General features: G+C 70.7%; 8 protein-coding genes and 1 pseudogene. 6 read left to right on the top strand and 3 right to left on the bottom strand.

Annotated elements, in window-relative coordinates; genetic code table 11:
* Positions 1-46: 46 nt before the first annotated feature.
* Positions 47-1,141 (bottom strand): annotated as a pseudogene (locus FHX31_RS09620) (IS256 family transposase); the annotation flags it as partial.
* 617 nt (positions 1,142-1,758) lie between these two features.
* Here FHX31_RS09620 and FHX31_RS09615 point away from each other — a divergent pair.
* Both FHX31_RS09615 and FHX31_RS09610 read left to right on the top strand, forming a co-directional pair.
* A complete protein-coding gene (locus FHX31_RS09615; protein ID WP_162881566.1) occupies positions 1,759-2,451 on the top strand; it encodes a response regulator transcription factor in 693 nt (230 codons plus the stop codon).
* A complete protein-coding gene (locus FHX31_RS09610; RefSeq protein ID WP_225319523.1) occupies positions 2,441-3,820 on the top strand; it encodes a HAMP domain-containing sensor histidine kinase in 1,380 nt (459 codons plus the stop codon). Before FHX31_RS09615 ends, FHX31_RS09610 begins: the two co-directional genes overlap by 11 nt.
* Positions 3,821-3,927: 107 nt before the next feature.
* On the opposite strand, the gene FHX31_RS09605 is transcribed toward FHX31_RS09610, so the two are convergent.
* A complete protein-coding gene (locus tag FHX31_RS09605; RefSeq protein WP_091332239.1) occupies positions 3,928-4,614 on the bottom strand; it encodes a ferritin-like domain-containing protein in 687 nt (228 codons plus the stop codon).
* A 450-nt stretch (positions 4,615-5,064) separates the two neighbouring features.
* Here FHX31_RS09605 and FHX31_RS09600 point away from each other — a divergent pair, with 450 nt between their 5' ends.
* The 3 genes from FHX31_RS09600 to FHX31_RS09590 all read left to right on the top strand — a co-directional run bounded on the left by FHX31_RS09600 (position 5,065) and on the right by FHX31_RS09590 (position 9,737).
* Complete coding sequence (locus FHX31_RS09600) at positions 5,065-5,775, top strand: OBAP family protein (RefSeq protein ID WP_091331291.1); 711 nt, start codon at positions 5,065-5,067, stop codon at positions 5,773-5,775.
* Positions 5,776-6,835: 1,060 nt separating this feature from the next.
* On the top strand, positions 6,836-7,414 hold the full coding sequence (locus tag FHX31_RS09595) for a TetR/AcrR family transcriptional regulator (RefSeq protein ID WP_141722618.1): 579 nt from the start codon (positions 6,836-6,838) through the stop codon (positions 7,412-7,414).
* A gap of 676 nt (positions 7,415-8,090) precedes the next feature.
* The gene (locus FHX31_RS09590; protein WP_184975740.1) at positions 8,091-9,737 is read left to right on the top strand and encodes an FAD-dependent monooxygenase; all 1,647 of its coding nucleotides are present in this window, start codon (positions 8,091-8,093) and stop codon (positions 9,735-9,737) included.
* A gap of 77 nt (positions 9,738-9,814) precedes the next feature.
* Here FHX31_RS09590 and FHX31_RS09585 read toward each other — a convergent pair whose 3' ends face one another.
* Positions 9,815-10,420 (bottom strand): TetR/AcrR family transcriptional regulator, encoded by a 606-nt coding sequence (locus FHX31_RS09585; protein ID WP_091331287.1) that lies wholly within the window; start codon positions 10,418-10,420, stop codon positions 9,815-9,817.
* 264 nt (positions 10,421-10,684) lie between these two features.
* Between FHX31_RS09585 and FHX31_RS09580 the strand changes: the two genes are divergently transcribed.
* Complete coding sequence (locus tag FHX31_RS09580) at positions 10,685-12,847, top strand: MMPL family transporter (RefSeq protein ID WP_141722617.1); 2,163 nt, start codon at positions 10,685-10,687, stop codon at positions 12,845-12,847.
* The last annotated feature ends 20 nt before the right edge of the window (positions 12,848-12,867 follow it).

Below are 12,867 nucleotides of genomic sequence, written 5' to 3'. Positions count from 1 at the left end.
CCGGGAGTGTGTCGATTTCCGTGTTTGGGCCTGTGGTGTGATCGGGATTGTTAGATGGCGATCGGTCGCCGTAAGCGAGGATCAGGGCGTTGAGGGCCTTGGCCCAACCGTAGACCCGGCCGGTCATGCTCCCGCCTCCCTTACGTTTCTGCTGGACGACGAGGTAGAGCACCTTCATCGCGGCCTGCTCGGCCGGAAAGTGGCCCCGCCGGCGGGTGGCCTGACGGAACCGGGCGTTCAGGCTCTCGATGATGTTGGTCGTGTAGAGGACTTTGCGGACCTCGTGGTCGTAGTCCAGGAACGGCACGAACTGCGGCCAGGGTGCACGACGCACTGCTGGTGCACCGCCAGCGGCCAGACCTGCTCGATCGCGTCGGTCATGCCCTTGAGGCCGTCAGAGCAGACCATGAACACGTCCTCGACACCGCGGTTGCGCAGCTCGGTGAGGTAACCGGCCCACTCCTTGGCGCCCTCCCGGCCGGTACCGGCCCACATACCGAGCACGTCGCGTTCCCCGTCGAGGCTGATACCGACCACGACGTAGACGGGCCGGTTCGCGACCTGCCCCTGGCGGATCCTCATCACCAGGGCGTCGATGAACACCACCGGATAGACCCTGTCGAGGGGCCGTTGCCGCCAAGCCTCCATCTCGTCCACCACGCCGTCGGTGACCCGGCTGATCAACTCCCGGGACACGTCGGCGTCATACACGTCCGCCAGATGCGCGGAAATCTCCCCGGTGGTCAGCCCTGTGGCATACCGCGACAGGATCGCCTCGTTGAACCCGTCCAGCCGGCGGGTGTGCTTCGGGACGATCCGCGGCGTGAACGAACCCGTCCGATCCCGCGGGACCTGGGATCCGCACCGGCCCAACCTCGGTCTGCACCGTCTTCGCACCGTGCCCGTTACGGATGTTGACCCGCCGGCCGGTGGCCTCCTCGACGCCAGCCTCGTCGAGGTGAGCATCCAGCTCCGCACCGAGCGCTGATTCCAGGACGGTCCGGGTGATCCCCGCGAGGAGCCCACCCGGCCCGACCAACGACACTCCGTCGGCCTTGGCCCGCTCGACCAACTGCTGAGCGAACTCCACCTCCGCCGACGTCGGTTCAGGAAGCTGAACAGCGTTCTTCTTGTCTGCCATGACGTGGTCCTTCCCGGACAAGGATCAACGTCCTGTCCAACGGACCACACCCAGGTCAAGCACGCAAATCTACGCAGTCCCTGAAGCGCAAACGGTGCACGCTGAAACCGATCTCAGCGCGCACCGTGGGGTTATCGTTTGTGTCCGAGGGGGGAATTGAGCACCTCCGCGTAGCACCCGAGACACAAAATAGGTGCTCATGCGATTAAGCCTAGCACTTCACGATGCGTAACATTACAGCTTGAGCTGGGCAGGAGCACCTCATCGGGCGGCTACCGCAAACCAATCCTGTTTACCTGTTCCCACGCCAGCGAGGCAGCTAATGCGGCGGAAGGATCGGTCGTAATAGGGACTGCCGAATCCAGGGCAGCGACTGGCTGATTGGGCAGGGTGCCCGCCACGGATCGGCTGGATGCCGAACTTCGACACCGCGTTCCTCGGGCGGCCGGCTGCGCTACTCGGCGAGCGCCTCATGGTATCTCCGGGTCCGGCAACGCTCGGCACGGGGTGGAGGGCTCGGTGGAGATTGCCACCTCATCCGCGGCAGGGCCTGCCGACGGCGCGTCGCGGGCCGTTCGGCCCTGGCCCGGGCGCGCCGGCGGCGGGAGCGTGAGGCTGTGTCGGACACGGTGCTGGTCGTCGAGGACGATCGGGAGTTGCGGGACGTCGTACGCCGCTACCTGGAACGGGCCGGGCACGCCGTGCACACCACCGGATCGGGTGCGGAAGCGCTGAGCCGTCTGGCCGCCGGCGGGGTCGACCTCGTCGTGCTGGATCTGGGCCTGCCGGACGTGGACGGCTTGGAGGTGCTGGCCGCCGCCCACGACGGTCCGCAGGTGCCGGTGGTGGTGCTGACCGCGCGCAGTACGGTCGAGGAGCGCATCGACGGGTTGCGCCGGGGCGCCGATGACTACGTCACCAAGCCGTTCAGCCCAACCGAGTTGGTGTTGCGGGTGGAGGCCGTGCTGCACCGTACCCACGGCACAGCCGGCTCCGTCGCTTCGGCTTGCTTCGGAGGTGGCCGGCTGCGGCTGGACGAGCAGCGCCACGAGGCGGTGCTGGACGGTGATCGGCTGGATCTGACCCCCACCGAGTGGGGACTGCTGACCACGCTGGCCGCCGCCCCGGGCCGGGTGTACTCCCGGTACGAGCTGATCAACCGGGTCCGGGGGTACGAGTTTCCCGGGTACGAGCGCACCATCGACTCGCACGTGAAGAACCTGCGCCGCAAGCTCGGCCCGGACGCCGCCGGCGTGGTGGAGACCGTCCTGGGCGTTGGTTACCGGCTGGGCTGGACCCGTGACCGCTGAGCTGTCGCGGCCGAGCAGCCGGGGGCGGCGGCCCCTGTCCGGCCCGCTGGGCCGGCGGCTGCTGGCCGCGTTCGTGCTGGTCGCGCTCTCCTCGGTGGCGGTGCTCAGCATCGCCGCGCTGGTGGCCACCAACCGCGGGCTCGCCAGCGCCCAGCAGGCCGAGCGGCAGCAGGTCGCGCGAAGGGTGGCGGCGGCGGCCGGTGCCGCGTACGCCCGGGCCGGGAGCTGGACCGGCGCGGAGTTGGCGCAGGCCGCGGCGTTGGCCGACGGCGCGGGCGCCCGCCTGGTGGTGCTGCAACCCGACGGCGGCATGGTGTGGCCCGGCCGCGGCATGGGCCCCATGGACGGCATGCACACCAGCACCGGCACGGTCGTGGAGGCGCCGGTCACCGCCGGCGGGCAGCGGGTCGGCACCGTGCGGCTGGCCTTCACCGCTGCGGCGGCCAGCGGCCGCGGCGTGGCCTGGTCGTGGATCGGCGGTGCCGCGCTGGTCGCACTTGTCGCGGCGCTGCTGGTCAGCGCGTATGTGGTCGGCCGGCTGGCCCGGCCGTTGGTCGCGCTGGCCGCCGCCACCCGTCGCTTCGCGGCCGGTGATCACACCGCCCGGGCGGCGGTGTCCGCGCCGGGCGAGCTGGGCGAGGTGACGCGCGCCTTCGACACGATGGCCGAGGAGGTGGTACGCGCCGAGCGGGTCCGTCGGCAGTTGGCCGCCGACGTGGCCCACGAACTGCGCACCCCGCTGGCCGCCCTGCAGGCCGGCCTGGAGGAACTGCGGGATGGGCTGCGCCCGGCCGACCCGCAACGGCTTGCCGCCCTGCACGACCAGACCCTGCGTCTCGGCCGGGTCGTCGAGGACCTCGCCGACCTGTCCGCCGCCGAAGCCGCCGTGCTGTCCCTGCACCCCGTCGACACCGATCTGGCCGCCGTGGCCCGCGCCGCGCTCGCCGCCCAGCACCCGCGGCTGGATGCCGCCGGCTTGACCGTCATGCCCGATCTCGACCGGCCGGTCCCGGTCCGGGCCGATCCGGACCGGCTGCACCAGGCCGTCACGAACCTGCTGGCCAACGCCGCCCGCTACTGCCGCCCAGGCGACCGGGTCGACCTGTGGGCGCGCGTCGAGACCGGCGAGGCGCTGCTCACCGTGGCGGACACCGGTCCCGGCATCCCGGCAGAGGAACTTCCCCACGCTTTCGAACGGCTCTGGCGCGGCCGGGACGCCCGGCACATCGCCGGCAGCGGCATTGGGCTGGCTGTCGTCCGCGAGCTGATCACCGCGCATGGCGGTGCGGTCGCGCTGGAATCACCCCCGGGCGGCGGGCTCACCGTCACCATCCGCCTGCCGGCCCGGCATCCGGCCGCCGCTGGTTGACCCGGCGATGAGCACCGAGGCCGGCAAGGTGTGTCGGGAAGGCCCTGCGCCCCGGCGGACGGCGGTGCCGGCTTTCGGCCGGCACCGCCGCGGTCGTGGGGTTGGGGTCAGGTCCAGCGGGTGAACGCGGCCAGGTGTCGCTCGGAGGCGGCGAGCAGGTTGGTGTAGACCTGCGTGACATCCGGGGCGGACAGGCCGGTCAGCGCGGCCTTCAGGTCGGCGATGTCGGTCTGCTCGACCTTCTTGCCGACTCCGAGGGCGGCCGTCTGGCTGGCGTTTCCTTCAGCGAGCAGCTTGTCGTACGTGGCCTGCACGGCCGGGTCGCTGAACTTCCCGTCGGTCGTGCCCGCGGTCGGGTCGGCCACGCCGTAGCGCTGCAGCAGGGTCCGCACCGTGGTCAGGTGTTGGGCCTCGGAGTTGGCGATGTGGTCGAAGACCGCCAGGTCGTACGTGGTGCCGAGGGCCCCGTACAGGTCGTGTGCCAGCTTCTCCTCCTGCGCCATCGCGGCCAGGGTGCTCTTCTGCGCGTCGGTGAGCGTGCCCTGCTGGGCGGTGACCGACAACGCGGCGCACCTGCCGCCCCGGGCCATCGCGCCCGAGCCCATCGGGCCGGTGGCGCCGTCGCGGGTGCCATAGCCCATGCCACCGCCCCAGCCTGGACCCGGCGTGGCAGTGGCTGCCGGCCGGTCGAAGGGCCCGGCGCCGGCCAGCGCCGGCGCGGCGATCGCCACCCCACCAAGGCCCAGCGCGCCCGCTGCTACCAGGATCACCGTCCGGCGGGTCGTTGTTCTCATCTCGTCCTCCTTCATCGGTGCCGACACCACCACCGTGGCGCCGCGGGGTGCGGCTGCCGTGGAGACGGTGTGGAGGCGACATGGAGAACGCCAGCGCCGGGGCGGTGAACGGCGAGTGCCCCTGCACATCGAGCCAGGGATGGAAGTGGTCGCTCATCTCGACGAAGTCGAAACCGGCCTCCTCGGCCCGCATGGCCTGGCGGAGCAGTTTCCTCGGGCCTGAACCCCCTCGCCGGACAGCTTGTACCCGAACTGCATGTTTCATCCCGCTCTGGAGGGCTACCTACTCCTTGTCAGGGAATGCGCAACCCGGACGGCGATATCGGAAAGCCGCCCATTTCGTCCGACCGGTCGCCGGGAGGGGAAATCCTCCGTCGCCGCCCTGGCGGTGCCTGGCGTGCGGACCGACGGGCGAACAGCGGCGGGACGACGACGAACGAGGGAGCAACCATGGATCGACCCCCCAGCCCCGTACGACCCCCCGGTGAGTCGACGAGCCTCTGGCACCAGGGCCTGTCGCTCGGGTCGAAGGCGTTGCAGGACACCGCGCCGCTAAAGGGGTTCGACGCGTACGTCGTCGGGTTCCACCCGGCCAAGGACGACCCGTCCATGCAGATGGAGGCGCACCACTACTGTCGGCAGGTCAACGACGACTTCCTGCAGTGCGTGCTTTTCGACGGCAACACCGCCGAGGCGAACCTCATCGGCATCGAGTACATCGTCTCCGGACGCCTGCACGACACCCTGCCCGAGGCGGAACGCCGCTACTGGCACCCGCACAACTACGAGGTGCTCGGCGGGTCACTCATCGCGCCCGGGCTGCCGGAGCCAGCCGAGCGGGCGCTGATGGCCATGCTGATGAACAGTTACGGCAAGACCTGGCACACCTGGCACACCGGCCGCCTCGACGCCCGCCCCGGTGATGCGCTGCCGCTGGGCGACCCGATGCTGATGTGGTCCTTCAACCGGGACGGTCAGTGCGACCCCGCCCTGGAACAGCACCGCAACCAGGCGATGGGGGTGGACCGGACCGACAAACGGCACTCCCGCTCCGGGCTGCTCGACAGCGCCCGTCCGCAGGACGGAGTCGCCCTGCTCGACGGCGCCTTCCCGCAGAGCACACCGGTTCCCGGGGTGGTGGACCGGCGCACCGGGCGATAGCCGCGAGCGGACCGGCGGGACGCTCTTCCGAGCGCCCGGCGGGAGTGGCTACAAAGCTGGCCCGACGTCGGCCCCGAAGGCGCCGTAGTGAAGCACCGGGACAGCCGGTACGAGCCGGGGCGCCGCGGTTGGCGCAAGATCCGCGCCCACCACGCGGGGAAACTGATCGCACCGGCAAAGACAGGCCGTTGCTGGCCGCCCACATCCAGATGCCCTCGGCAGCGAGCACCAGACCGACGACCGCGTTGAGCCCGCGCAACCGCCGGTAGAGGTCCCGCCCCGCCCCCGCTTGGTGTCCAATGGGCGCCACGATAGGTACCTCACCCGGCCGGCTGCCGGGGTTTGGAACAGGTTCCACCACCCACTTCCGAGGGCACGTCGACTGGACGCCCAGCACTCGGTGAAAGCGCTGTTTCCTCGCGACGCAACTGTCGGATGCATTCGAACCCGTCGAGCCCCGGCGGGCAGCACCCGCTGCGGCACGGTCGCGGCGACGAGAATTACCATCGCGCCCCACAACGTGGGCGCGGTCAACAACAGCGACCGCACCCATGGCCGGTCCGACCCCACAACGGTCACGAGAACGCTGACCACGGCTTGGACCGGTACCAGGCGGCGAACGCGTACGGGTCGGAGCCTGCCCGCCCGGCCCGTTCGACACGGCCGGGGGTCCGATACGGGCGGCAGCTTTTGGACCGGCGGCCCCGGGCCAGCAACACCGCGCCCTGGGCGGGCGCTGCTACGTGCCGTACAGCAGATCCGCCGCGCAACGTTCGCCCGGAGTTTCGTCGGGCCACGTGCGCCGCCGCGATGAGCAGCGGCACCAGCACCTCACCAACTCGGCGGCAGGGTTATCAGGTACGGCGACCGATCTTTCCCCGGCCGTCCGCGCGGCGATTGGCTGGTCTTCGTTGTCGTAGCTGTCGTGATGCATCCGGCGGCAGGGGCGTTTGTGCTGGTGAGCCGGCGAAGGCGGTCGTAAGGCACGGAGAGCGGAGTACACCCGCCCGAGCCGGGGCGGGGTGGCGCCGCAACCGACACACTCTGCTAGTAAGGAGTCGTGCCGGAACTCGACTCTCCAGGGATGACGCGAAGCGACGCCGAACGGAACCGCCGGATCCTGCTGAACGCGGCCGCCGAGGCCCTCGCGGAGAATCCCGGAGCCTCGATAGCGCAGGTCGCGCGGACCGCCGGCCTCGCTCGCGCAACGGTCTACCGTCATTTCCGCACCCGACAGGACCTGCTGGAGGCGATGCGCGCCGAAGCGTTGGTCAGCGCCGCCGAGGCGATCGCCGGGTCGCGGCTCGACGAAGGGGATCCCCTCGACGCGCTCCGCCGCGCCGTGGATGCCCTAGCGTCGCACGGCGTACGCTTCCGGGCCCTGCTCGTCGAGGGCGCCGAGCTGGATCCCACCTTTTTGCAGGGGCGTGCCGAGGTGCTCGCCCCCCTGCACGAGGTGGTCCGGCGGGGACAGAAGGCGGGGTTGATCCGCCCCGAACTGCCGGCCCAGTGGGTGGTTACGGCGATGGCCGCGCTGCTGGCCGCGGGCGTCCGCACGCTGGCCAGCGGTACCGATCACCGCACCGTGGCCAATCTGATCTTCGAGACCCTCACCGACGGCGTCGGCACCCACCCCTGAGGGGTGCAAGGAGGGCCTTCGTTATCGCTTCCGGTAGCGCAGGGGGCCACTGTCAACAGCGTCGGGCCGGTGCGCGCTGCCTCCCGTAGGGTGCGGCCGACCGGATACGCGGGCGACGGCCCAGATATGAAGAGGGCCGCTGGTGGGACCGGGTCAAACTCCGGCCAGAGGATAGTTGCTCGCACTGGCCGTCGATCGGTGCTCGGCCACCGGATCCCGGCGGGGTAGGCCAACACCTGTACCGTCTGCGCGGCTCCGGTAAGCGTCATGTCCTGCCACCCGTCGATCTGCTTGAGCGCCTGGAGGACGCCATCGCGGCGTACTCCGGGTCCGTGATCCGCTCGAGTGACACCCGCCCGCGCGCTGTGCCGGTACGCCAGGGTTGTCGCCGCCACCTTTGGCCCGGCGGGCGGGGAGCGGCGTGTCGCGCCTTCGTGCAGGTAGGCGCCCCGGCCGAGTGGCCGTTGCCGCCGTCGCCGCCGTGGCGGTGGTGAGCGCGGTCGGTGCGGCCGTTCAGATCTTGCGAATCGGGCTTGGCGGGTCGGAAGCCGCCTGTTCGGAGGTCCAAACCGGGGGAGATGATCTTCTCTCCAGAAAACTAGACTCCTGTGTCTCACTTAGGCTACGGTTGCCGCCGGCAGTCACCTCCCCGACCACTGCCTGGAGGAAGGAAAAAGTGACTTTCGAACGCGGTATCCCAAACGTCCCGCAGGCCCGTACCCGAATCGTTCTGCAGCATCAGCCGCAGCCGGCGCAGGACGTGGAACCCCAGGTTGACGTCCTGGTCGTCGGCGCCGGTCCGACCGGTCTGACCGCGGCGTCCGAAGCGATCCGACACGGCCTGACTGTCCGGATCATCGAAAGCAAGTCCTACCGCTCCACCTTCTCGAAGGCTCTTGTGGCCCATGCCCGGACGCTCGAGGTGTTCGAGACGATGGGAATCGCCGACGAGATCCTCGCCGAAGGCACCAGGTTCGCGGCCCTGAACACCCACGCCGGGCGCCGGCGCCGCGCCGTCCGCGTCAGCTTGCTCGATCAGCCCTGGGGCGACACCGCCTATCCGTTCTGGCTGTCCATCCCCCAGTACGCGACGGAACGCATCCTTGAAGACCACCTCAACGCGCTCGGCGGCGAAGTCGAGTGGCAGACCACCCTCGATCGCCTCCAGGACCGTGCCGACCACGTCGAAGCGACGCTGACCCGCGCGGACCGCGAAGACGAGGTGGTACGCGCTCGCTGGGTGGTCGGTGCCGATGGCGGACGCAGCCGGGTACGCGAGCAGGTCGGCCTGCGGCTGGACCGCTCGGACGCGGGTGCCACGTTCGTCCTCGCGGACGTCAAGACCAGCGCGAACCTGACCGAGGACGAGGGACACGTCTTTCTCCACCCGGCGGGACTGCTGCTGATCGTGCCGATGCCGGAGCCCCGCCGCTGGCGGATCATCGCCCACGTACCGACTCCCCCGGCGGACGCGCCGCTCACCATCGACGCCGCCTTCCTGGATGAGCTGATCCGGGAACGCTCGGGGATCGAGTTCGGCAGCCACGACGTCGTGTGGGAGTCGCAGTTCAACTTGAGCCACGGCGTTGCCGATCACTACCGCCGTCGGCGGGTGTTCCTCGCCGGCGACGCGGCGCACGTCCACAGCCCCGTCGGCGGGCAGGGCCTCAACACCGGGGTGCAGGACGCGCACAACCTGCTCTGGAAGCTAGGCCTCGCCCGACGGATGGACGCCGAGGCCGCTGAGCGGCTGCTCGACAGCTACGAGGCGGAGCGCCGTCCGATCGGCCACGCGATGGTCCGGGGCACCGCCCAGGTCACCCGAATCCTGACGACCCGAGGGAGTCTGATCCGAACGGTGGTGGGTGCGATGGCGCCAGCGGTCATCCGACGCTCCGCCGTCCAAGCCCGACTCGGCCGCAACGTCGGCATGCTCGACATCGCATACCCCGACAGCCCGATCGTGCCCGCCGCGGCGGTCCCAGCCGGCGCCGGCCGGCGCATGCCGAACCCGGAACTGCGGGCCTGCGGCCGGCTCTACGAGCGACTGGACCGCACCGGCCACACCTGGGTGGTACGAGGAGCCGCCGGCGAAACGACCCCGGACCCGAACCATCCCCGATGGAACGGCCTGCCGCTGGTTCACGTCACGGACGACGCACTGCTCCATCACGTGGACGGTGTGGCGCAAGTAGCGCTCGTCCGCCCCGACCGCTACATCGCCGCAGCCGGGGACACCCCGGAGGGCGTCTGGTCCCAGGTGGACGGCCGGCTGATCCCCGCTCCGGACGTCGCGGCCGGTACGCCAGCCACGAGCGACTGACCGGCACCATTCTCGTCCACACCCATCCACTGGCTTGGCCCTGGCAGAACTCTGACAGCGGCGTGCCCGCGCGTCTGCTACGGCGCCGCCTCGACGCCCTCGAACGCTAGATCGAGCAGGAGTGCCACGTGCGGCGCGACGTCCGCCGCTCGACCCTCGGCCCAGTCACGCATGGCGGCCTCGAAGGTCCGCGCGATGTGCGCGGTGATCAGCGCCGCAGGGATGTCGGTGCGAAGGGCTCCGGCTGCCGCGCCCTCCTCGATCATTCGGTCCACCACCTCGAGGACGGGCGGGCGGGCTCCCTGGCCCAGCAGGGCGGCATGCCGGATGGGAAGGGTGTAGACGAATCTGGCGAGCTGCTCGTTGGTCACCATCCGGGCCGCGGCGCCGATCAGGAGCTCCCGGATCCGAGGCAGCGCTTCGGCGGCTGGTCCCGGCGGCGCGGCCACGGGCTCCCGGCCGAGCAGCCGGGCGAACAGTTCGGCGAGGATCTCTTCGCGCTCGGAGAAGTGCTTGTAGAAGGTGGCGCGGGAGATGCCGGCCGCCTTGGCGATGTCCTCCACCCGTACGCCGACGTAGCCGCGTTCGACGAACAGCCGCAGCGCGGTGTCCAGCAGCTGGTCGCGGGCCCGTTCGCGCAGGTCGGCACCGACAGGGCCGAAGCCGGGCGGGCGTACGGCCATCTGATCCTCCAAGCCAGTCGCGCGGTCCGGAGCACGCCTTGACGGTCAACTGACCACGAATCTACGCCAGCCAAGTCCCTGTTCCGCCGTCGCCCCTTGGCGGGACTACTACTCGAACACGCGTGTATCGTTTGTTTAGACACGTGTCTTGTTTCGGACATCCCTTTCCCGGGGAGTGCGGCGTCTGCCGCACCCCCGTCCCGTTCAGGAGGTTCAGCCTTGCTTGCTGCTCTCGGTAGGTTTTCGGTACGACACCGCTGGCTGGTGGTGGTCACCTGGGCTGTGGTGCTGGCCGGCGCGCTAGCAGGCGGCCACCAGTACGGCGGATCGTTCACGAACGACCTGACGCTTTCGAACACCGACTCGCAGGCGGCGTACGACACGCTGCGGGAGCGGTTCCCCGACATGTCGGGCGACGGCATGCAGGTGGTCATCCACAGCGACGGCGGGGTGACCTCGCCCGAGGTCCAGCGCGCGGTCGACGGCGCGCTGGCGGACGTACGCGCCGACTCCGACGTCGCCGCCGCGCAGTCCCCGTACGGGCCCGGCCAGCGCCTGGTCTCCGACGACGGCCGGACCGCCATCGCCACGGTGCAGTTCACCGAACGCGCCAAGGACATCCCGGAGGGCGCGGTCGAGCAGGCGCAGGCATCGTTCGACCCGCTGCGCGACCAGGGCCTGGAGGTCGAGTACGGCGGCCCGGCCGTCCAGACGGAGTCCGGCCCCTCGGGTAGCGAGGTGTACGGGCTGATTGCCGCGGTCGTCGTCCTGCTGGTCGCGTTCGGGTCGCTGTTCGCCATGGTGGTGCCGATCGTCACGGCCCTGATGGCGCTGGGCCTCGGCCTGGCGGTGATCGAACTGCTCACCAACTGGGTGACGATCGGCACCTCCGGTCCGGTGGTCGCCGCCATGATCGGGCTCGGGGTCGGCATCGACTACGCGCTGCTCGTGGTCACCCGCCACCGAGAAGGACTTGCGCAGGGTCAGGACCCGGCCGAGTCGATCGAGCGGGCGATGAAGACGGCCGGGCGGGCAGTCCTCGTCGCCGGCGCCACCGTCATCGTCGCGATCCTCAGTCTCTACCTGATCGGCATCCCGTTCGTCTCCGCGCTCGGTCTGGCCAGCGCCGTCACCGTCGCGGCCACGCTGCTCGCCGCGGTGACCCTGCTGCCCGCCCTGCTCGGGATCTTCGGCCGCAAGCTGGACCGGCTGCGGGTCCGGCGCATCCGCTTCGACCACGGCAGCGACCGGGAGAGCGGCTGGCACCGCTGGGCCCGCGGAGTGCAACGCCGGCGCTGGCTCGCGGTACCGCTGGCCGCCGCGCTCCTCGTCGTACTCGCCCTTCCGCTGGCCTCGCTGCGGCTCGGCACCGGCGACGGTGGCTCCCAGCCGGCGGAGTCCACCCAGCGCAAGGCGTACGAGCTGGTGGCCGAGGACTTTGGTCCCGGTATGACGGGCCCGCTGCTGGTGACCGTCGACTACCCCTCCGGCACCTCCCCGCAGCAGGTCCAGCAGGCCAGCGCCGAACTGCGCGCCGACCTGATGGCGACCGACGGGGTGACGCAGGTGTCCCCGCCGCGCATCGACCCGGAGGGCCGGACCGCGGTGCTGACCGTGGTACCGACCGGCTCGCCCGACGACGAGTCCACCGAACACCTGGTGCACCAACTACGCAGCGACGTGCTGCCCGGGGCCGCCGACGGCGCCGAAGCCCACGTGGGCGGCGCGACGGCCACCAGCATCGACCTGGCCGACAAACTCGACGAGCGGATGCTCTGGTTCATGCTGCTCGTGGTCGGCCTGGCCTTCCTGGTCCTCCTGGTCGAGTTCCGCTCCCTGCTGGTCCCGCTCGTCGCGGTCGTGATGAACCTGCTCGCCGTCGGCGCCGCGTACGGCCCGGTGGTGGCGGTCTTCCAGTGGGGCTGGTGGCCCGCCGGACTCATCGGCTCCCAACCCGGCCCGGTCGAGTCGTTTGCCCCGGTGATGCTCTTCGCCGTCCTCTTCGGCCTCTCCACCGACTACGCGGTGTTCCTGCTCAGCCGAGTGCACGAGGAGTACAAGCGGACCGGTGACGCACGGCGTTCCATCGTCACCGGCATGGGCGCCACCTCGCGCGTGATCATGGCGGCGGCGTCGGTGATGGTGGTGGTCTTCGCCAGCTTCGTCCTCAACGACCAGCGCACCGTCAACCTGTTCGGGTTCGGGCTGGCGACCGCGATCGCGATGTACGCGCTCGTCGCCATGCTCGTACTGACCCCGGCGCTGCTCGCCATCCTCGGCCGGGCCGCCTGGTGGATGCCGGGCCGGAAGCGTCGGCGATCCGCCGGCGCGCAGGCGGGGTCGCCGGCGGAGCTGGCAGAAACGCGGGGTGAAGCCGATCCTCGGGCACTGCGGGAGGCCGCCAACGGGTCGGGTTCCGCTGCCTGATCCTTCCCGCAACCCCTGTT

This window comes from Micromonospora sp. CNZ286 (genome assembly GCF_014207755.1).
The sequence above is the reverse complement of the archived record's forward strand: the minus strand, read 5'-3'. Positions and strand labels throughout refer to the sequence as shown.

What these genes read in the sequence shown, in the direction of transcription:
- FHX31_RS09605 (WP_091332239.1), bottom strand. Translation starts at nt 4,614, where the DNA reads ATGAGAACAACGACCCGCCGGACGGTGATCCTGGTAGCAGCGGGCGCG.
- FHX31_RS09600 (WP_091331291.1), top strand. Translation starts at nt 5,065, where the DNA reads ATGGATCGACCCCCCAGCCCCGTACGACCCCCCGGTGAGTCGACGAGC.
- FHX31_RS09585 (WP_091331287.1), bottom strand. Translation starts at nt 10,420, where the DNA reads ATGGCCGTACGCCCGCCCGGCTTCGGCCCTGTCGGTGCCGACCTGCGC.